This is a genomic window from Cyclobacterium xiamenense (genome assembly GCF_042140265.1).
Taxonomy (GTDB): Bacteria; Bacteroidota; Bacteroidia; order Cytophagales; family Cyclobacteriaceae; genus Cyclobacterium; species Cyclobacterium xiamenense_A.
The window spans coordinates 2,107,926-2,127,894 of the sequence record NZ_CP159481.1 but is presented as its reverse complement, the minus strand read 5'-3'; the positions used below and the strand labels follow the sequence as shown (position 1 = coordinate 2,127,894).

25 protein-coding genes are annotated in these 19,969 nt (G+C 47.4%); 3 read left to right on the top strand and 22 right to left on the bottom strand.

The window, feature by feature from the left end; translation table 11 throughout:
* Positions 1 to 20 precede the first annotated feature (20 nt).
* Positions 21 to 3,701 carry an Eco57I restriction-modification methylase domain-containing protein gene (locus ABWH99_RS09025; RefSeq protein WP_375585955.1) on the top strand — a complete coding sequence of 1,227 codons (3,681 nt, stop codon included), beginning with the start codon at positions 21 to 23 and terminating at the stop codon, positions 3,699 to 3,701.
* Positions 3,702 to 4,010: 309 nt separating this feature from the next.
* Complete coding sequence (locus ABWH99_RS09020) at positions 4,011 to 4,532, top strand: hypothetical protein (protein ID WP_375585954.1); 522 nt, start codon at positions 4,011 to 4,013, stop codon at positions 4,530 to 4,532.
* A gap of 32 nt (positions 4,533 to 4,564) precedes the next feature.
* Here ABWH99_RS09020 and ABWH99_RS09015 read toward each other — a convergent pair whose 3' ends face one another.
* From ABWH99_RS09015 to ABWH99_RS08950, 14 genes are all read right to left on the bottom strand, one after another.
* Complete coding sequence (locus tag ABWH99_RS09015) at positions 4,565 to 4,741, bottom strand: hypothetical protein (RefSeq protein WP_375585953.1); 177 nt, start codon at positions 4,739 to 4,741, stop codon at positions 4,565 to 4,567.
* A gap of 39 nt (positions 4,742 to 4,780) precedes the next feature.
* Positions 4,781 to 5,005, bottom strand: coding sequence for a hypothetical protein (locus ABWH99_RS09010; protein WP_375585952.1), 225 nt, complete (start codon positions 5,003 to 5,005; stop codon positions 4,781 to 4,783).
* Positions 5,002 to 5,238, bottom strand: a complete 237-nt coding sequence (locus tag ABWH99_RS09005) for a hypothetical protein (protein ID WP_375585951.1) — start codon at positions 5,236 to 5,238, stop codon at positions 5,002 to 5,004. The genes ABWH99_RS09010 and ABWH99_RS09005 overlap by 4 nt, the downstream gene beginning before the upstream one ends.
* A gap of 2 nt (positions 5,239 to 5,240) precedes the next feature.
* Positions 5,241 to 5,633, bottom strand: coding sequence for a hypothetical protein (locus tag ABWH99_RS09000; RefSeq protein ID WP_375585950.1), 393 nt, complete (start codon positions 5,631 to 5,633; stop codon positions 5,241 to 5,243).
* 24 nt (positions 5,634 to 5,657) lie between these two features.
* Positions 5,658 to 5,855 (bottom strand): hypothetical protein, encoded by a 198-nt coding sequence (locus ABWH99_RS08995; RefSeq protein WP_375585949.1) that lies wholly within the window; start codon positions 5,853 to 5,855, stop codon positions 5,658 to 5,660.
* Positions 5,848 to 6,147, bottom strand: coding sequence for a hypothetical protein (locus ABWH99_RS08990; RefSeq protein WP_375585948.1), 300 nt, complete (start codon positions 6,145 to 6,147; stop codon positions 5,848 to 5,850). Before ABWH99_RS08990 ends, ABWH99_RS08995 begins: the two co-directional genes overlap by 8 nt.
* Entirely contained in the window at positions 6,140 to 6,436 is a 297-nt protein-coding gene (locus ABWH99_RS08985; RefSeq protein WP_375585947.1) for a hypothetical protein, read from the bottom strand. The genes ABWH99_RS08990 and ABWH99_RS08985 overlap by 8 nt, the downstream gene beginning before the upstream one ends.
* Entirely contained in the window at positions 6,429 to 6,647 is a 219-nt protein-coding gene (locus ABWH99_RS08980; protein WP_375585946.1) for a hypothetical protein, read from the bottom strand. The genes ABWH99_RS08985 and ABWH99_RS08980 overlap by 8 nt, the downstream gene beginning before the upstream one ends.
* Positions 6,644 to 6,871, bottom strand: coding sequence for a hypothetical protein (locus ABWH99_RS08975; RefSeq protein WP_375585945.1), 228 nt, complete (start codon positions 6,869 to 6,871; stop codon positions 6,644 to 6,646). Before ABWH99_RS08975 ends, ABWH99_RS08980 begins: the two co-directional genes overlap by 4 nt.
* Before the next feature lie 5 nt (positions 6,872 to 6,876).
* Entirely contained in the window at positions 6,877 to 9,762 is a 2,886-nt protein-coding gene (locus ABWH99_RS08970) for a hypothetical protein (protein ID WP_375585944.1), read from the bottom strand.
* The gene (locus ABWH99_RS08965) at positions 9,762 to 10,109 is read right to left on the bottom strand and encodes a hypothetical protein (RefSeq protein ID WP_375585943.1); all 348 of its coding nucleotides are present in this window, start codon (positions 10,107 to 10,109) and stop codon (positions 9,762 to 9,764) included. Before ABWH99_RS08965 ends, ABWH99_RS08970 begins: the two co-directional genes overlap by 1 nt.
* Positions 10,110 to 10,117: 8 nt before the next feature.
* A complete protein-coding gene (locus ABWH99_RS08960) occupies positions 10,118 to 10,348 on the bottom strand; it encodes a hypothetical protein (RefSeq protein ID WP_375585942.1) in 231 nt (76 codons plus the stop codon).
* The gene (locus tag ABWH99_RS08955; protein ID WP_375585941.1) at positions 10,326 to 10,562 is read right to left on the bottom strand and encodes a hypothetical protein; all 237 of its coding nucleotides are present in this window, start codon (positions 10,560 to 10,562) and stop codon (positions 10,326 to 10,328) included. Before ABWH99_RS08955 ends, ABWH99_RS08960 begins: the two co-directional genes overlap by 23 nt.
* 87 nt (positions 10,563 to 10,649) lie before the next feature.
* Positions 10,650 to 10,871, bottom strand: a complete 222-nt coding sequence (locus ABWH99_RS08950; RefSeq protein WP_375585940.1) for a hypothetical protein — start codon at positions 10,869 to 10,871, stop codon at positions 10,650 to 10,652.
* A gap of 126 nt (positions 10,872 to 10,997) precedes the next feature.
* Between ABWH99_RS08950 and ABWH99_RS08945 the strand changes: the two genes are divergently transcribed.
* Positions 10,998 to 11,402, top strand: a complete 405-nt coding sequence (locus ABWH99_RS08945) for a TetR/AcrR family transcriptional regulator (protein WP_375585939.1) — start codon at positions 10,998 to 11,000, stop codon at positions 11,400 to 11,402.
* A 139-nt stretch (positions 11,403 to 11,541) separates the two neighbouring features.
* On the opposite strand, the gene ABWH99_RS08940 is transcribed toward ABWH99_RS08945, so the two are convergent.
* The 8 genes from ABWH99_RS08940 to ABWH99_RS08905 all read right to left on the bottom strand — a co-directional run bounded on the left by ABWH99_RS08940 (position 11,542) and on the right by ABWH99_RS08905 (position 19,963).
* On the bottom strand, positions 11,542 to 12,282 hold the full coding sequence (locus ABWH99_RS08940) for a hypothetical protein (RefSeq protein WP_375585938.1): 741 nt from the start codon (positions 12,280 to 12,282) through the stop codon (positions 11,542 to 11,544).
* Between the two features lie 177 nt (positions 12,283 to 12,459).
* Positions 12,460 to 12,675, bottom strand: coding sequence for a hypothetical protein (locus tag ABWH99_RS08935; RefSeq protein WP_375585937.1), 216 nt, complete (start codon positions 12,673 to 12,675; stop codon positions 12,460 to 12,462).
* Positions 12,676 to 12,746: 71 nt separating this feature from the next.
* Positions 12,747 to 13,331: an RloB family protein gene (locus ABWH99_RS08930; RefSeq protein WP_375585936.1), complete on the bottom strand. Its 585-nt coding sequence runs from the start codon at positions 13,329 to 13,331 to the stop codon at positions 12,747 to 12,749.
* Entirely contained in the window at positions 13,309 to 14,619 is a 1,311-nt protein-coding gene (locus ABWH99_RS08925; RefSeq protein ID WP_375585935.1) for an ATP/GTP-binding protein, read from the bottom strand. Before ABWH99_RS08925 ends, ABWH99_RS08930 begins: the two co-directional genes overlap by 23 nt.
* A 139-nt stretch (positions 14,620 to 14,758) precedes the next feature.
* Entirely contained in the window at positions 14,759 to 14,938 is a 180-nt protein-coding gene (locus ABWH99_RS08920) for a hypothetical protein (protein WP_375585934.1), read from the bottom strand.
* A gap of 46 nt (positions 14,939 to 14,984) precedes the next feature.
* The gene (locus ABWH99_RS08915) at positions 14,985 to 15,905 is read right to left on the bottom strand and encodes a coiled-coil domain-containing protein (protein WP_375585933.1); all 921 of its coding nucleotides are present in this window, start codon (positions 15,903 to 15,905) and stop codon (positions 14,985 to 14,987) included.
* A gap of 13 nt (positions 15,906 to 15,918) precedes the next feature.
* On the bottom strand, positions 15,919 to 16,485 hold the full coding sequence (locus ABWH99_RS08910; RefSeq protein WP_375585932.1) for a hypothetical protein: 567 nt from the start codon (positions 16,483 to 16,485) through the stop codon (positions 15,919 to 15,921).
* A gap of 49 nt (positions 16,486 to 16,534) precedes the next feature.
* Positions 16,535 to 19,963 carry a DEAD/DEAH box helicase family protein gene (locus ABWH99_RS08905; protein WP_375585931.1) on the bottom strand — a complete coding sequence of 1,143 codons (3,429 nt, stop codon included), beginning with the start codon at positions 19,961 to 19,963 and terminating at the stop codon, positions 16,535 to 16,537.
* Positions 19,964 to 19,969 lie beyond the last annotated feature (6 nt).

Here is a 19,969-nt window from a genome sequence, read left to right as displayed (position 1 = left end):
TCTTTAAACATATACCCTAAATGAACCTCAACCCACTAAAACCACGAAAAGCCCTTAACAAGGCCTTTCTGAAAGTAAAGCCGAATCGGAAGGAAATTGAGGGGTTTAAGGCCAACCTGATCCAGCTGCTCGATCGTACCAATGATACGGAATACGAGGAGTTTCACAAGAACCTGGTCCGGGATTTTCTCAAAAAGACCTACTACGAGCCCGGCCATTTTATCAATACCAAGGGGAGAACCGACTTGGTGATCCACAACGGCGAGAAGGCCTCCAGTCCGGTAGGCGTGATCATCGAGGCCAAAAAACCCACCAATAAAAGCGAGATGGTCCGCAAGGAGGAGCTGAACGCAAAGGCCTTCCAGGAACTGGTGCTCTACTACCTCCGGGAGCGAATCAGCCAGGGCAACCTGGAAGTCCGGCACCTGATCATCACCAATATCCACGAATGGTTTATCTTCGATGCCAGTACCTTTGACCGGCTCTTTGCCCAAAACAAAAAGCTGGTCCAGCAATTTACCGACTTTGAAGCCGGCCGCCTGGCGGATACCCGGACGGATTTTTTCTACAAGCAAATCGCCGAACCCTTTATCGCCGGCATCGATACCGCAATCGATTTTACCTACTTCCACCTGCAGGAGTACCAGAAGCCCCTGCGCAACGCCGACAAAAAAGACGATACGGTACTGATTGCGCTTTTCAAGCTCTTGTCTCCGGAGCACCTGCTGAAGCTTCCCTTTACCAACGACAGCAATAGCCTGGACAAGCGCTTTTACAGCGAGCTATTGCATATCATTGGCCTGACCGAAACCAAGCAAGGAGGCAAAAAACTAATCGAACGAAACCCAGCAGGCGAGCGAAACAGAGCCTCCCTGCTGGAGAATACCATCATTGAACTGGACAGCCTGGAGAAGCTCAGCCGCCTGGAACGCCCCTCCCAATTCGGCGCTACCCAGGAGGAGCAGCTGTTTAGCGTGGCCCTGGAGCTGTGCATCACCTGGATCAACCGCATCCTCTTTCTGAAGCTACTGGAAGCCCAGCTGATCAGCTACCATAAGGGAGATATCTCGTATGCCTTTCTCAACCTGGCCAAAATCAAAAACTACGACGACCTGAACGGCTTGTTCTTTCAGGTACTGGCCCGAAAACACGAGCAGCGCAACGAAGACGTGATCCGGTTATTTGAGAAAGTGCCCTACCTCAATTCCTCCCTGTTTGAGCCTACCGACATCGAGCAGGACATGCTATTTATCAGCAACCTGCGGAACGATAAAACCTTGCCCATTCTCTCGCGAACGGTGCTAAAAGATCCACAGGGAAAAAACCGCACCGGCCAGTTAACGACCTTGGAATACCTGTTTGAGTTTCTCAATGCCTATGACTTTAGCAGCGAAGGATCGGAAGACATACAGGAAGAAAACAAGTCCCTGATCAACGCCTCCGTTCTAGGGCTGATCTTCGAAAAGATCAACGGCTACAAGGACGGCTCCTTTTTTACCCCGGGCTTTATCACCATGTACATGTGCCGGGAAACCATCCGCAAAGCCGTGGTTCAGAAGTTTAATGAGGCCAAGGGCTGGAACTGTACCGACCTGGAAGGGCTGTACGATAAGATTGAGGATCGGGAAGAAGCCAATGCCATCGTCAATAGCCTGAAGATCTGCGATCCAGCCGTGGGATCCGGTCACTTTCTGGTCTCGGCGCTGAACGAGATGATCGCGGTAAAAAACGACCTGCGGATCCTGCAAGACCGGGAGGGCAAGCGGCTAAAGGAATACCAGGTGGAAGTGGTCAACGACGAGCTGATCGTCACCGACGAAGACGGGGAGCTGTTTGACTACAATCCCCGCAACAAAGAGCAGCAGCGGATCCAGGAAGCCCTCTTTCACGAAAAGCAGACCATTATCGAAAACTGCCTTTTCGGCGTGGACATCAACCCCAATTCGGTCAAGATCTGCCGCCTGCGGCTCTGGATCGAGCTACTCAAAAACGCCTACTACCTGCCTGCCCGGCAGGCAGGCGAGACCCCCACCGAACTCGAGACCCTGCCCAATATCGATATCAATATCAAGTGCGGCAACTCCCTGGTCAGTCGCTTTGCCATCGATGCCGACCTAAGCCAGGCCCTGAAGAAAAGCAAGTGGAGCATCGATAGCTACCGGGTAGCCGTGGATACCTACCGCAACGCCGAAAGCAAGGAGCAGAAAAAGGAAATGAAGCGACTCATCGCCGATATTAAATCCGATTTCCGGAGCGAGATTGCCAAAAACGACCCGAAGATCAAACGCAAAGCCCAGCTGGCCGGCGAGCTGTACAACCTCACCATGCAGCAAAGTATGTTCGACGAAGATCCCAAACAGAAAAAACAACGCCTGGCCCGGGTAGCCAAACTCGAAGAAAGCCTAAACAAGCTCGAAACAGAAATCGAGGAAATCAAAGCCAACAAAATTTTTGAAGACGCTTTCGAATGGCGCTTTGAATTTCCCGAGGTGCTTAATGATGTCGGTGATTTTATTGGTTTTGATGTCGTTTTAGGAAATCCTCCTTATGCAGTAGTAGAAAAGGAAAGGAACACTCCTCTTGAACCATATAAAGCAATTTTGGAGTACTCGAAGTCAACGAATAGGTATACTGAAATCGAAGGCGGCAAGCAAAATTTATATAGAATTTTTATAAAACTCGCGTATGACATATCAGCAGAAGATGCATCGTTTAGCTACATTGTACCCTTATCGTTAATTGGAGACAATAGTCTTTTCACCACCCGTGATTTCATTTTTAAAAATTTAGATAATATATTTTTTCACTGCTTTCCACAAAAAGACATTCCCTCAAAAAGAGTTTTTGAAGATGCTAAACAATCAACTCTCATAATTATGGGAAACATTACAAATAATCACAAAAAAAATAAAAAAATAAGCGTTTTCACTTACCCTAATAATTCTTTTACAGATCAATGTAAATATTTTGAGGCAACTGTAAACGACATTAAGAAATTTGACTCATATCGATATTCTGTACCATTAGTATCCGAACTGGAATGGGAGTTGCTGAAAAAGCTTCATGAAAACCCCCCAATAAGAGAAATTGCAGAAATAAAAGTTGCACGAGGTGAAATAAATCAATCGATCTATAGAAAGTATATTTCATCTCAAGAATCCTTATCCAGATTAGTTAAAGGAGTAGAAATAGGCAAGTATAAGTTGAACATTACTTTAAGCCAAGGAAAAAGGGAATATTTCAATGAACGACTATTTACCGTAAATGGCAAGACAAACACTAAAGCAAAAAAAAGACGAATAGCTACCCAGCGGATTACCGGAGTTGATGAGAAATTGAGATTGGTAGCAACTATCATCGAGCCAGATGCTTACTTTGCTGATTCAACGAATTCTATCGAGATAGATATAAATGAAGGGTTAGAGTTCTTCTTGGGCCTGATAAATTCAAAACTCCTAAATTGGCGTTTTAAAAAAACTTCTAGTAATAACAACGTCAGCACTACCGAAATTGAATCATTGCCGTTTACAAGGAAAAGTGATATAGATTTCTCAATTATAAAACTCGTTAAAACAGTACTTATATTAAAGAAAAAAAACCCCGAAAATGAAACTACTCTACTCGAAAACCAAATTGATCAATTAGTTTATATTCTTTATGGATTAACGGAAGAAGAAATTAAAATCGTCGAGGAGAGTTAAAAAAATGAACTAATGAAAAAAGTATGGTTGACTTACTCATGGGAAGATAATAAAGACCAAAGCGTTGATTTTATTGTTCAGGAATTAGAACAAAGCGGCTTAAAAGTAAACTTTGATTAATGGAAAATTCAAGCTGGAAAAAGGCTATGGTATCAAATAGAAAATTTTATAATAAACAAAGATGAATGTGACGGATGGATCCTTTACGCAACAAAGAATAGTTTAACAAGCGAGCCGTGTAGGGAAGAGTTAGCTTACGCACTTGATAGAGCTCTACGTTCTCGAGATTCAAACTTTCCTGTAATTGGATTGTTTCCAACTGGAATTGATTATGAGTTAATACCAGCCGCAATAAAATCAAGACTCTTCCTCAAATTAGGCGATTCAGATTGGAAAGAAAGAATTAAATCAGCTGTCGAAGGAAGAGATCCTAAAATTGATAGAAACATCATTCAGCCCTTTGTTTTAGATTTTCATTCCCTTAAAGTGAATGAAAAAGCTTTCAAAATAATTGAAATTAGGACAAGAGCTGGTAGTTGGTCGCCGTCGTTTGTGGCAGTTCCAATATCGGAAAAAGAAAAAATAAAACCCATTTCTAAATATGGACCTAAAGGGATTTTTAATCAAGGAAGTATAAAACACTTCCCGGGAGAGTGTGTTAGCAATGATGGAAAATGGTGGCTAATGTATGCAAATAATGAAGTGACCCCAAACGCAAGTATTTTTCTAAAGTGCGATGAATTACCAAGTCAAATAGGCTTTGGAGTTTATAATGGAGACCCTCAATATTTAATACCCCTGGAATTACCACCTAATGATTTAAAGTTTTAATCAAATCATTTTGCTAAGCTATCAACTATTTTTTATCTACGATCAATAACCCGCCAGCTTTGGGAGCCCCATGGTAAGGAGCCGCCGGCTTGCCTGGTTACGATTCGTTTTGCTTTGGCAATGATCACCTCGTTTTCGTCGTCCGGATCACAGGGGACTTGTACTTCTCCCTGGTAGGTGGCGACGCGGTATTTTACAGTTGCAGTCATGATACAATGGGTTTGGTTTTTCGTTACTGAGTTACAGAATTATTGATCGGTTTGAGTGGTCGCGGAAAGGTATCCCAGCCAGAAGATATCGCTCGGAGTGATCAGTTGCTCCTTGGGCTCGATTTTGACCAGGGAGAATCCCTCGTGGTGTTGGATATCGCCGAGCCGATAGGTGCGCTGGCTGTGCTTCTCGTCAAATTCGCATTGCTTTCGGATCTGCTCGGCGGTCTCCCGGTTGGTGCAGATGGTGAAGTAGTTTTTCATGGTTTTTTTGGCGGTGGTGGTGGATTGCGCATTCTGGGAACATCGCCTTCTACCCGATCTGGTGGGAATTGGGGCCGATCGGGTCCGGGATCTGCTTCGGCTTCTTTCATCCGGCGTTGGAAGCGGGGAGAAAGGATCAGCAGCTCGACCTCCTGTAGCTCCAGGGAAGAGCAGGCGTTGAGAAACTGCTCAACGCCTACCTCCAGGCTGTATACTTTATTGATTTTCGGCATAGCTATTTCTGGTTAAGGGATTTGGTCAGAATCGCATATGCGTAGCCCTTGCGCTCTCCGTGGCTGAATAGTTCGCCTTTGGTCGCAAGGAGTACCGAGATCGACTTTCCCTCTTCGGAAAACTGTTCGAGGAAAGCATGCGTCCAGGAACTGGCATTCAGGCAGAAACCTTTGTCTTTTTCTCTAAAGGGAATACCAAAGTCACGACCGCTGTACTTGATCAGGTACCAGTCTTCCGGACGCTCCGGATCACGGGCCAGGTCCACGCGGGTATCTTTGGTAAGGCCCAGCTCTTCTGCAGCGGTTTTGGATAGGTTGATCAGCCCTGTTTTGGAAAACAGGATGGTGGGCTTGCCACGCTTTGCTTGTTTTAGGGGAATAAATTCTAAGTTCATGATTCGATGGGTTTGGATGAATAGTTACTTGGTGCGGCGGCGGATCTGATGTCGGAGCCAGCCTTCGCGGATTTCGGGGGCGATGCCTTCCGGTGGATCGTTGCGAGCGATCTCCCGTACCAGGTACAGGATCGTGGAGAGTAGCACGCAGGTGGCCAGCAGGCAAAACAGCCAGAGGTACACGTAGAAAAAGGAGGGGGTATAGGCTACCTGCTCAGTCATGGCTCCTCCTTTTTCTGATAATCAGCTCGGCCTCGAGGGAGCGGAAGTCTACCGGTCCCAGGCCGGGAAAATGGAACCATTCGTAGGCGCGACCGGGTGCCCCGGCCGCATCCTCAAACTGGATCAGCAGCCGGTCGCCGTCCCGGCTGATCACCTCTGCAGCCGGCACCAGAGCCCTGATCCGGGCCGGTGTGCAGGAGCTGGTGCAGGTGCCCAGCAGCAGCAGGATACAGAAGAGCGAAAAGAAGGCATTGACCAGGCAGCCGTTGTAGGTGTTTCCGTACTTAGTCATTGCGCACCTCCTTTACCGGGATCATGACCAATCGGCCCAGTTCGTATACTTCTACCTTCAGCATTCCTGCTTCGGGCATGTAGGTTTCGGTTAAGAACCTGACAGGCTTGCAGCGAGGGAAGGTGCTTTCCCGAATGGATTTGATCTCCTCGATTAGCTCCTTTTCCAGCTTCCTGGGATTGCGGGTAAGGCTCCGGTCCAGGCTTTCGAATCGTGCATCGATCCACTCGTGGTACTTGTTCTTAGGTGATACCTTGTAGGAATACTGGATAAAATACAGGTCAGTCACGATGTCCCTCCTTTCCGGATAGGTACTGTTCCAGGCGGATGTCCACCAGGGCTTCCATTTGCCGGGAGCTGTCCAGGCAGCTTTTTCGCAGGGACCAGAGCTTGGGCAGCTTCTTGGCTTTGGCTTCTTTCGTGAGCTCGAAGAAGCGGCGTTGTTCCTCGCGCATGTCTTTGACAGCGATCAGGAAACTGAGATCTACGGTTACGTTCATGATGTTTCAGCGATGTTTTCGTTTTCTTGAATAAATAATTTCCCTTTCTTGATCATCCGCAGCAGCCAGACTTTGTCGGTGCGCTCGGATACCACCCGGGTGATCAGCCCGGAGCTTCCCTCCAGGACCTGGAAATAGACCAGGCCCATTTTTCGGGATTTCTTTTGCTTGTCCATGAAGTCCTCCAGGGACATTGCAGGTCGGAGTTTGAGTAGAATTTCCATATCCATCAGAAGTTTGAAAAGGCGTCGGTTTGCCCACCGGGTACCAGCTTCTCGTTGCCGGGTGTGGTGGGAATCTTTTCTTCGCTGGCAGGCGCAGCAGCGGCCTGGGTAGTACGGATGTAGATCATCTCTACGGAGGTCGGATGGCCGTCCTCCTGGATCTTGCGGATGATGCGGCCGGAGCTGTTTTTGAATTCCTCCGGATCGAGCTCGTAGCCGTAGTACCGTGCCCAGGCGCGCAGGGCTTTGGTAAATTTCTGGGAGGTCCACTTGGTATTGGTACTGCGGATAAAGTCCTCCATGGCGTACTTTTTGACCACGTCGGCATTCATCCGGTCGCTGAAGTAGGTATCCGCCCATTCGTGGAAGGCCGTGCCCATTTCGCTGAGTAAATTGCGCTTCTCGACGTTTTCCATGGGCGGATCGATCTTGCCGTGGTTCAGGTAAAACCGGCAGCACTGGATCATGAAATTGTAGAAGTCGTTCCAGTCGTCCTCGGTATAGTCCGGCCCCAGGATGTTCTTGCCGAACTCCTCCCGGGGATTGCGGCTCTCCCGGAAGTAGCCGTCTTTGTTTTCGTGGTAGTAGTCTGAAAAGACACAGTACAGCACCCGGCGCAGCACGGAGCTGTCTATATTGCGCAGGGGGAAATTGGAGCTGAAGGCAAACTTGGGCGACTCCTCGTAGGGGATTTCGTAGGACTTGTTGTTCTTGGGATTCACGATCATGTTGCCCGTGATATCGGAGAAAAACACGTCGAACTTCAGGTACTGATTGGCATCGTCTACCAGGATGTAGTCCGTGTGGATGGTCACCCGGTCGTACATATGCGGGTTTTCGGTCATCTTGGGATCCCTTCCCCGCAGCGTGACCGACTTCATGAATCGGCTAACCGCTCCCATGGCGATGGACTTACCGGAACCCCCGTGACTTTCGCCCTCGTCGCTGATCCGGTGGTCCATGGTCCAGATGGCCCAGGGCCGGGAAGGGTCTTTGTACCGGTGCAGCAGGTAGCCCAGGACGTAGATCTTATTGACCAGCTGGTGCATCTGCTCCCGGATCTCCTCTGCAGAGAGGTTGGCCCCGGCGATATCGAACAGGTGCTTTTTCTTATAAGCCGCCTGCTCTTCCGGACTTAGGGCGTCCAGGTTGTCCTCGAGCTCCGTGCGCCAGTGGGTGCGGCTGGTATTGATGAGGAAGTTCAGGAAGATATTGTCCTTCTTCAGGATATCGATGTGCCAGTCGCCGTCCTCGTTTTTGCTGATCTGGAAATGCGGCTCCTGCTCCTGGTACCGGTGCTTGATCACCTCGTCTTCCCAGACGTAGCGCTTGATCTCGCCCAGCTTGTGCACCCGAATGCCGGACTTGCTGACTTCCACGGTTTTGTTTTCGAAAAAGAAAAACTGCCGGTCCCGGTCGAAGTCCGAAAAGTCCACCTCCGTCATGGGCAGGTTGGACATGGAAGCCTCCTTGAGCTGGGTACTGCGAAAAAATACGTCCCGCAGGTCTTCGTCCACGTATTGCTCCTCCAGAAAGCGGTGCACGTGGGTTTTGACCTCGTTTACCTCGATCTCCCGGACGATGTTGTCTTTGATCTGGATGTAGATAAATCCCTGCTTTTCGTTTTTGTTCTGCAGGCGGTAGAAGCCGTTTTTGGTGAGGAAATTGTAAAGGCGGGTGTTCTTTACTTCAAACTTGGACCGCCAGTTGCCGGCCTTGTCTTCGTAGTAAATCTCGTCCCAAAAGCGGTAGGGCAGGGCCGTTTTGACCAGCTGCTTGAAATCGTAGTAGGTATGGTACTTCAGGTAGTCGCGCACGTCCTTGGAGGGATTGCCCCGTTTGTCCGGACGCTCCCGCAGCTCGGCCGGTAGTACGATGTTGTACAGGTCCAGGTGCTCCATGGCCAGGCGATGCGCTTCCCTCAGGCCGGTATGATCGATGTCCGGCATGTTCATCACCTTGTCTGCCAGCTTTGCCAGGGTCTTGAATTGCCTGTCGGAGAGCTTGGCCGTTTCGCTATTGGGCCAAACTACCTGGTAGCCGATCATGGCCAGGTTCATGCCGTCCGACCCGCCGCTGCAGTAGACGATCTCCGGCAGCTTCTTTTTCTTTTTGGAGCGGACCTCGCCGGTCTCCTCGTCGATGTCCTCCCCTTCCTGCAGGGAATCGAAAGCCAGGTGGCATTCCGCCAGGCCGTGCAAAAAATCCTTGTCCCGCTTGCCGTAGTACATAAAGCGTCGACCCTTGTCCGGACTCAGGGGCTGGTAGATCTTCTTGAAAGAGCCCTCGTCCCACATAAAAATCGGGTACCGGTCGGTGGCTGCGATGGTGATCACCTTCCGGTTTTTGACGATGGAATAGCTCAGCAGGGAATGAAAACGGTAGCGCTTGAAGATCCGCTCGATTTTCTCCCAATCGATTTGCTTCTGCCCCTGTTCGTCCTTTTTGTAGGGGATGGCTTTTTCCGCCAGGACGGTCGTCACATCCAGTTCCGTGAATCCCTCCCGTACCTCAAAGTACCATTCCCCCTCGTTCTCTTCGGGCCGGGCCTCCCGGGTGCTGATCTCCGGCTTCAGGATCTCCGGTGGCTCTTGTCCCTGGATGCCGTATCGGGAGGCCAACAGCTCCAGGGCTTCCTTGAAGTCCAGTCCCTCCTCCTCCATGGCTACCAGGATGCCATTCTTTGGCTTCTGATCCCCGCCAAAGTCGGTCACCACCCAGTTGCCATCCGTGAGCTGCTTCAGCGTGGCAGAGGCGGTCTTTTCGCTGGCGCGCAGCTTGAACTTGGCGCCCTTGCGCTGCAGGGCTTTCTCTGCCTGGGGGTAGTAGTGCAGGATGATCTTCAGACCGCCATCGGTCCCGTCGAGTATCTTTTGCTGTTCGATGTACATTAAAAAAGCGTGAGTTCTTGCTGAAAACCGAGTTTAAGAAGCTGCCGGACGTAGTACCGGTCCGGCGGGGGGATCTCGTTTACCGAGCTGTAGGGCGTATGGATGCATCGCCGTTCGGTCTCAATGCGGTAGCCTATGCTGCGCAGCTTTCGGATGAGGTAGTACCGGCGCTGGTACATTCTATGCCGCCTACTGGCTGCGGTCATACTGGCGGGGAAAGAGTCCCCATTCCTCCCCGGCAGCGTCACGTACGCGGATGTACGCTCCTTTGCCCTGGTAGACGATCGGAAGGGCTTTGCCCTGGAGGTACTTTTCGAAATGGTCTGGGGTGCAGGGGATGTTTTCATGGCGGACTTTAGGACTGATTTTCACTTTCTCGTAGGGCATGTTGCAGGACTTTGATTTTTACTTGATAGCGGTCCACTGCCTTGTGCAGCAGGTCAATTTCGTTTTCCAATTGTTCCAGCTGTGCTGCCGGCGTTTCCAGGTTGCGCAGCCTTATCAGTTGCTGCTGGCTTTCGCGAAGTTCCTGCCGGGCAAAGTCCAGCAGCTCTTCGTAGTCTCTAAGCGCGATTCGTGGGCTCATAGTCAAGGGCTTTATAGAGTTCGTCGGTTGGGATCTTTTGATCCATCACTTCGTACAGGTTGGTGCGGATGGCGATTTCCCTCCGGATCCAGTTGTGGGCATGCAGTCGGTTGGCCGGTTCGAAGATGCCCTTCAGTCCCCGGGCCTGTTCGGTCCAGTACTTCTTTTTGATCCGGGCGATGTTGTGGTCGAGTAGGAGTTTGAATGGGTTCATGGGATGTGTGGGAAAATGAACCCGGGGAACCTGCCGCTGTGGCCACCCGGGTTCGGGTTCGGTACTGATATGGTAGAACTTGCGGCATTATCCTCCGGAGGCGACTTGCCTCCGTTTCAATTCCCTCAGCTGGGCCTGGTATTCCTCGGCGATGTCGAGCGCTGCCTGGTGGATTTCGATGTGGTAGCTGACTCCGGAAAAGAAATTGGCGACGGTCTTTTCGGAAAAGTCTACCTTTGCCAGGGTTCTGCGGAAGTATCCCCGAGGGAGGCGGGACTTGAGGTCTTTGAGCTCATTTTTGGACAGCATATGGTAGGGTTTAGGAGTAAATGCAGTATTTATACAGTAACTTTATTGTAATTTTACCGTATATACAGTATATATGCAAGAGTTTTTATTGTTTTTATCAATATTTTTTTTCTTGAGCTTTGCAATATGCTGATTCACAGAGGTAAAGTATTACGCGAGGCAGTAGATAGGTACTGCAAAAAGTACGGCGCGCCAATCACCCGTATTGCTAAAAAGGCGGGCTATGATCAATCGACGATCTACCGACATTTCGACAAGGATGACCTGAGTTATCCGGTATTGCTGAAATACGGGAAGGCCATGGAGCATGACTTTTCGGAGGAGTTCCCGGAGATGGCGGATTTTTTCTCCTTTGAGCGGCCTGTAGCGAAAGTTGAGGATGTTCGGATGAGCAATGAGGAGTGCATGGAGCAGCTGAACTACTACCAAAAAAAGTACATCGAGCTGCTGGAAAAGCACAATCAAATGCTCACCAACCGGCTGACGATTTATGAAAAATCGCTTGACGATACCACTGAAAAAAATCCGTAGTTCACATGCATAAATGCAAGTATTTAACAATTAACTCATTACAAATGTCAGTGTTTAACGGCTCTGGGTACAAGAAACCCCTTCAGAAGCGATTTTGGAGGGGTTTTTGCTTTTTTTGGCAAACCATTGGCAAACCATTTCAAAAAATCAACTTTCTGTGGTCGGGAGAGATCAGGCATTCCTCCGGTAAACGACTGCAAAAGCCAGATCGAAAAAGACTGATTGCCGATTCGTTTTGATCCAAAAAAGTGGCAGCGTAGATAAGCAATGCTTTTTCGCTATCGGTCAATAAATTTTCCAGAAATCTTAGCCGGCTCTCCAATCCGCCTCTCTCAGCAATTTCCAACAACGGATAGATCATTCTGAGAAACTTTTCCAATTGACCCGAATTTTTATTGAATGAGCTCTCAAATAAATGCTTTTGCAAAGAGCCTTCAAAACTATCAGCCTGATTGATATCGAAAGATTGGACTTCCGCATCTTTTTGTACAGATCCTTTAACATTTGACCAGAATGAATCAAGCGCCTTTGAGCCGGTGCTTTTGTCCCATGAATAGGTTACCCCGGATCTAAACTCGTACCAAAGCGATAGGTACTCACCAAACTCCCTCGATGCCTCCTCTTTGTCCATTCTTTTCCGTTGTTCGTCTAGTTGCCTTTGCTGACCTAAAAAGGTTAGATACACATAGATAAACCCCACCAGTGCAGCAAGTGGGCCTGCGATTCCACCGACATATTGAGCGTAATCCGTAGAATTGAAATGAAATGTATCAGAAAACATCAGCGGGGTGAAGTAGACAGCTAAAATAACTCCTAAGATCACGTTTGCAATTAGAATCAGCGAGCGATCTATACCTGTCCTTTTTTTAGTCCTCTTCATAGACTAAAATTAGGCATTTTTGAATAAACCAATTCCGATTGTAAAAAATACACCCTTTTTCTGCTATACTACATGTTTGAAAACGGCCCTTTTCTGAAATTCTTCCCAAGCGGCAAAAAGGCTGTAATTTCTACACGGTTTTTTTGAGGCAAAAAGCATGTGAAAAATGCATACTATTTAATGGACCGGTACGCTTTTTAGCAAATCGATTTTCTGATTTAAAAGTATAACTAGCTTTTCGTTGTAATCCTCCACTTCAAATTCCTCCCGGAGTTCCTGCAATCTCTTTTCGTAGCTTTTGTAGGTTCGGTAGTTCGATTTTTTCTTCAATACTTTGCGGTAGTCCGGATTACTCATAAAAACAATTACCGATGCATCGTGAAAATCTTTCATTGCCATGGGGTTAATTCCGTAATCGAATCCCAGCGAGTGAACTACTTCTCTCAATTCGTAAGCAAGCCCACTTAACCTCCCAGTGACCTAAAATAGGCAATCAGGTCAGGGATAGTGAAATAGGGATTCCGCTCGAAAAGAGGCAACTCTTGCTGACTGAGGTTGATCCGGTTGGCTCTTGCCGTGGCTTCTTCCAGCCTATCCCTGAGAAGGGAATAGTGGTTCAATTTTGTTTTATGGTAATTTGTCCAAAATTTCTTCAGATGCCCTACCACTTCTTCTCCTTTTTGGAATGCCCTGCCGCAATCCTGAAAATGCAGGATAAACCAATGCTCCAGGCACAAGGCGGAATAGGCTATTTTAAACCCTTCCTTTTCCATTTTGTGCAAGGCTTCCTGAAGCTGCGGCCAATTGTCATGATCAAAAAACAACCAGATCGAATCGTAAGGATTCTTTTCTTTCTGCGCTTTCTTTCTTTTGGCCATCGCTTCTTTGAAAAGGTGTAGCGGGTTCTGTTCACCTCCCTTGACGATATCTACCGAAATGCTCCTCTGCTGGGAACGGGGAAGATCGGAGCGAAGAGACGTGGCATAGAGCTGTTCAGTAACCCCTTCACAAAGGATCAATATCCGTTTATTCGGTTTCCTCAGGGACATTTTCCTGCATTTCGATTAAAAAATCCACATCGTTGATGATCGGGGTGGCTCCTAATTTACCCGAGGCATACCATTTGTCCAGGGGGTTTTCGGACCGCACCCCTTTGATTTCTGAACAGGCATACAATTCTGTAGCCCCAAATTCGTTCTTCTCGGTAAACCATATCTGATCCCTACGGAATTCCCCGCTTGCCAATTGCGTGATGTCATGGGTAGCAAAGATCAATTGTGCGTTTTTGGGATTGGTTAGCGGATTATGGAAAAGACCGATCAGATAGTTGGTAATGGATGGATGAAGGTTTTTCTCGAATTCATCCACTACCAGGACCCTGCCTGCTTCCAAAGAATCAAGAATAATGCCCCCTATGACCAGCAAACTTTTGGTCCCGGTAGATTCTTCCTCCACATCAAACAATTCCTTTCCTTTTATTTTATTGTTTTCAAATAGCGGATGTGCTGTCCTAATATCGTATTTAAAATCATCTTTAATCTTCTTTTTAAGGTCCTCTGGCATATGGTCTGGAAATTTGAAACTTTTTTCATCCACCTCTTTGGCCGATACTGCTAAAATCCCAGTATCCAGGGCACAAATCAAGGCATTTAGCTTGCGTGAAAAGCCAGATTCTCCTTCTTCAGCCAACCGCCTGGCATATAATCTGGTCAGGTTGGATTCGTGATTTTCATTAAGAAACGGAAATACCATCATTCCTTGACCGAAAAAGCGATAAGCGGGAAGTAAAGATTCTACATTGTTTTCTGCCGCTTTTGAAATAAATAACTGATTGGGCAACAGTAGTCTTTCAATCGTCTTTTTGGCACCCCGAAAGCCATCTCCGAATTTGATGTCCTTGTCCTGCACGCGTTGGTATAAGAGCGATTGTACACCATTGGGATAGTAATACATTTCTTCCCGGACAATCTCTTTTTCAAGAAATGCCAATTCCAATTCGTACTTGATGTGATCTCCCCCAAAGAATTCAATACGAAATTCTACCGGCTGCTCCCTAAACGCCGTATCCAGAAGATGAGGTTCATAAGGGGGAATCGCCTGATCCGGTTTGAATCCTGCGGAACTCAACACCAAATATTCCAAGGCTTTAAATGCCTTTAAGAAGGTGCTCTTGCCGGAAGCATTGGGCCCATACAGGACGGCTGTTTTCAGCAGGCTGGTTTTGGAAGGTCCCTCAAAATAATTAGTGGGCATTCCTTTTAAACCTGTTTTCTTAAAACTGATTTCCATTCGCTCCTTGATGGAACGAAAGTTCTGAACGGAAAAACGAACGATCATGGTTTTCTTGTTTTGGGCCTTAAATATAGATTAAAATACAAAATTAACCGATTTGTTTAAAAAATTTACGATTTTTTAACATATTTAACTTTTAAACCCAGTGTATGCCTTGCTAGATCGGTATTGGTTCCAGTAGTTTCTAATTCAAAAAAACAGTATGCTGGCTTCGGGGGCGCAGCCTGGCCCGGCGCACTTCCACGATGCCCTCCGTTTGCTGTTTGGATTCGGAATACGACATAAAGGAAAAGGAAACCTCCTGCCCCCGGGCAGATAGCTTCCGCATGGCTGAAATGGCTTCGTAAACGGTTAATGGACCCATGCGACTAATTTCGCATGGGATGGGGAACGGGAAAAGGACAGGAAAATTACTTTGCGAAACCTAAACCTTTATAAGTTAATCCGTAAAATTGGTTATTCTTTTTTTCAAAGGAAAAAATTAAATCATTTCTCATTGCGAATTCAATTTTCTCAGACAGAACTCCTTCTAGTGTGTAATTTTCATTTTTAATTTCTTTTATGAGTTCCCCGAATCCAATCCCACTAGCCTGATCCCTAACCTCTAGAGGAATTAGATAATTTCGGTCCTCTTCGAATTTGCCTCTTTCTTGATGTAATTGAAGAAGCAACCTATGTACAAAGTTGAGCAGTTGAAAGCCGTCAATTTCCTCTTGCTTTTGGAAAGAAATCCCGTTACGAATTTCACTCAATAGTTCAGCATAATACTCATAAGCTCTATTTTTTAAGTTTATAGTTGTACCGATTGAACGTTGATTTTCCTTGATACGACTATTTAATTCGCTAATGTGTTTAGAACTTTGAGCAAGCTCTTCGTTTTTATTGGTAAGTTCAGCTTCTAAGGCCTCCCTCTTGGAATTTAATTCATCGAGCTCCATGTATTCAGCTCTTTTGATTTGTAAATCCCGTTGTCTTTCTGCTATTATTATTTTCTTATCGAATGAATAGATTTTAAAATCTGCTTGATCCTCCCAGTTTTTTCGTTTGATTTTGACCAAGGCTAGATGGGAAAGCTTCAGTAGGAATGGAGTCCCAAAAGTGTACAAAGTGGCCGCAGTCAATGGTAAAATATAAATATACCAATATGAGGAGTACTGGGAGGAAATTAAATTAATTCTTGCTTCAATGTCTGTATCAGATAAAAGGATGATCAAGACAATTTTCCAATTAATAATTATCCAAGAGATAATTAAAGAATTAAGAAACGGAATTTTTAATCTTTCAGAAACTGAATTAATCCATTCCTTAATCAACTCGAGCAAATCTTTCATATTAGTGTTTATTTCATGCCTGGTTATTTTCAGAATCAAACTGCCAAAACGCCATATCCATATCCCTTATCGGAATAGAAAAATGCTCTGCGTAAACCTCTAGCTCGCTCAAATACCGAAAATAGTCTGAAACTGAAAATGATGTTTTTATCTCACCAAAAATCTGCCTCCAATTCCGAAAATCAATTACTGCATATTTCTTGGGAAAACACATTGCCAATATAGCTGTCGCAACCGGTGTTCTCACACCATATAAAACACTGAGGGTGTTGATTCTTAGTTCGGTTTCAATTTCAAACTCACTATGGGTAAGATCAAAAGCAGCTTTGGTAATTTTCTCAATATTTTCATCAGTATTTTTCTCCCGGATTTTTAATTTTCTCCCATATTGTCCCCGTAACTTCCATTTGAGAATCTCCTCCAGTTCCTCGGATTTTAAATACATTGGCTTTCTTTCATAACCAATTTTTTCAAATTCATTGATAGATTCCGACCAATCACTTTTTGCTTTTTCAATTAACATATTGATTTTCTCCTTTGCTAATGAGCCAATTGCGGACTTCAAGATTTTATCATTCATTTCGTTGCTCTTTATTTTTCTTTAGTTTCAATAGGTTATCCAAGGTTCATCACCCCGCATCCGCATTCCCATTGATCCGATCCAAAATACTAATAATTTTGGTGACCTGGGCATCGTCAAATAGCCCAAAGGGACCATTGTCATTCAAATCCTTGAATGGAGATTCAAATAAGGCCCGTTTGTCTATCACCCCATTCTGGCTCAGGTAGCCAATGATCAGGTCTAGAAATTTGATTTGTGCGGCATTCAGGTTTTGCGCCTGTATAAATTCGGCAAAGGCAGCTTGTACGGCCTCCTTTTCCAAACCGATCAACTCCCGGATAAACAGCCCCAGCTTCTTGCCCTTACCCACTGCTTCAAATTCCTCCCTGGAACCTACCTCGGCTGCATTGAAAAAGATCTCCTCTAGCTGGCTGAGTTCCGCGGCTGTGATTGGCTGATTGGTTTTGATCTTGCTGATCACCAGGTGATCCTTGTGCGCGTGCAGGTAGCGTTCTACACGTCTCCAGTACGGCTCCAAAGGGGATGTCGAAATGATATCCTTCTCCTCCACCTTGGAAAGGTCCAGGTAATCCCTGAAATGGGTCTCTACCAAGGGTTGATCGACGGCATCCAAAAACTGCATCAACTCCCGCAGCGACTCCCGAACTTCTTCCAGATCCACTACATTGGCCCCTTGCAAAAAGCCTCCCAACACCTTCTTGATCGTTGGCATGCCTGCGCCTACCACGGGAATGTTCCCTTTTTTCTCCAGTACCCTACACGCGGTAGCAATTTTATTTTCATACCGCGTCGTGATTCGTCCGCCCTTTAGCGCCAACTGGTAATTCAACATCAATACATCAAATCTTCGGGCCGACACATCTTCATCATCATCAGATAAAATGAGCGGTATAATATGAGTTCCTATTTCCTGAAGTTTGGATGGACCCAAATCCGCCCATTGGTCTTTTTGATGGTATTTCACCACAAATTCCAACTGCTGCCGTACCACAAACCGATCCTGATTGAGTGCCGCTACCTGCTCGTGTAGCAGGTCGATCAACGCTTCGGCAAAGGTATTCTCCTCCTCATCAGATGATGCCCGCAAGGCCAGGGCCAGGTCAAGCCGCAACTGGAACGCCTGCTGGGTCAGGGACAGTCCGATGGTCCCCTTGCCCTCATCCGGATTGACTTCAAAAAATTCGAAGTTTTCGCAATAGTCGAATATCAAAAAGCTGTCTTTGTGCCGATCCGGCCCAAATAAATGAGGCCGTAAACGGGTCCCGCGACCGATCATTTGCCAGAACTTCGCTACAGATCTCACAGGCTTAAAGAAAACCAGGTTTACCACCCGGGGCGCATCCACACCCGTATCCATCATGTCTACCGATATGGCGATTTGCGGCTCTTTTTCCTCCTTGTCCAATACAAACCGCTCCAGTATATCTTGTGCTTTCTCTGTTTGGTTGTCGATGACCCGGCAGAACTTTCCGGAATATTCCGGATAATTTTTATTGAACCGCGCTTCGATATACACCGCATGTTTGTGATTCTTGGCAAAAATGATGGTTTTTCCGATTTTGTCCCCACCATCCACTTTGATGCCCGAGCGCATCAAATGGTTCAGTACCTGATCGACGGTATCGGAATTAAACAGCCATTTGTACAACTGACTCTTATCGATTCCTTCCTCTGCTTCTTCCCGGGTGGGGTCGCCAAACTTCTCCTCGTATTCCAATTTGTCTTTCTCGGAAAGCTCCGAATACCGGATGCCCTCCCGCATAAATTTCAAGGGAACACTGATGGCTTTCGGGGGAACCAAAAATCCGTCGCTGACGGCCTGCTCCAGTTCGTAGGCAAAGGTGGGATTGTCGTCTTCGATGTCAAAAAGTTCGTAGGTATTGCGATCCACATCTTTTTTGGGCGTGGCAGTCAGGCCTAAAATATAGGCATCAAAGTACTGGAAAATGGCGCGATACTTTTGGTAAACGGATCGATGCGCCTCGTCAATGATGATCAGATCAAAATGCCCTACGCCGTAAAAACGCCCCTCCCCATCCCGGGCCCGATCAATCTGATGCATCATCGTGGGGTAGGTAGAAAAAACCAAGCGGGTGGAATCGTTTTCCTTTTCCTTGGTCAGATCGATGCTGGTAAGATCGGGAAGATGCTCGGTAAAGGCATTTTTAGCCTGCGTCACCAGGGCATTGCGATCGGCCAGGAAAAGGATACGCTTAGCCCAGTTGCATTTCACCAGCATGTCGACGATGGCCGCAGCCGTCCGGGTTTTTCCACTGCCGGTGGCCATGATCAGCAAGCTCTTTCGGTGGCGTTGTTCGAGTTTTCCTTCCTTGATGATGGAAAGGTTTTCCGCCACTCGCTGTATGGCTTCGGTCTGGTAGGGTCGCCCTGTGATGGCCAGGTTTACCTGAAAATCCCGCAAATCCCTGCGGTCCTTTCGCCTGCGAATGGCCAGTTCCAGTTGATCCTTGCTTAGAAAGCCACTGACCTTGCGGTCCGGCGCAAAGCAATCGTCCCAGAGATAAAAATCAAAGCCATTGGTATAGTAAATCAGCGGACGCTGCTTGAATTTCTTTTCCAGGCAATCGGCATAGAGCACCGCCTGATGCCGGCCCTTGGCGGGATCCAGGCTGGTCTTCTTCGCCTCCACCACGGCCAGGGGCAAGCCATTGTCGCTCCAGAGCACGTAATCCACGAAGCCCCTTCCCGTGGGATTGGTAGACAGCGGCATCCCTTCAACTTCGAACTCCAATTCATAGCCCTCCCGGAGCTTGGTCCAGCCCGCATCTTTCAGGGCCGAATCGATGTACAATTTGCGCGTATAGGCTTCGGAAGGGGCTTTGGGCAAGGCCTTGGGGATGGCTTCCTTCTCCCGGGCCTTGCGCTGTGCTTTGAGCTGCTCCTGTTGCTTTTCGTGGCTGATGCGCAGCAAATCGTTGGCGGCCTCCTTTTCTTCCAGGGCACGCCGTTTGTGTTCGTTTTCCTGCTCCAATTCGGCAAGCCTTTCCCGCAGCAGGTCCACCTCCTTCCGGGATTTTTTTAGTTCATCACCGCTGGGAATCAGGGCATCATCAAAGTCCGGCACCCGTACTTCCTCCTCCCCATAAGCGGCCACCAGAAAGGCAGCCAAACGGAAGAGGCACTGCAACAGGTGCACCGCATCCTGCTGCTTGACGGGACGGTTGTGAACGGCATTGTTTCCGATCCTGCGGATCAGGTGCAGCTCCCGGTACAGGTTGCCGTAGGCATCAAAGATGGCCTTAAACTCCGCCTCCTGCATCAGGCTGGACAGGTTTTTGTCGAAGGGCCATTCCAGGTCGGCATCGTTTTCGTACATCCAGTTTACGGCCAATTCCAGAGCCGCCCGTGCATTAAAGCAGGACTCCACCGGGCTGGTTCGGGCAAATTGCTCCGCCTTGATGGCCCGATCGGCAATTGTGGGGAATTCGTTCGCTATAAACCGAAAGTTGCTCATCTATTT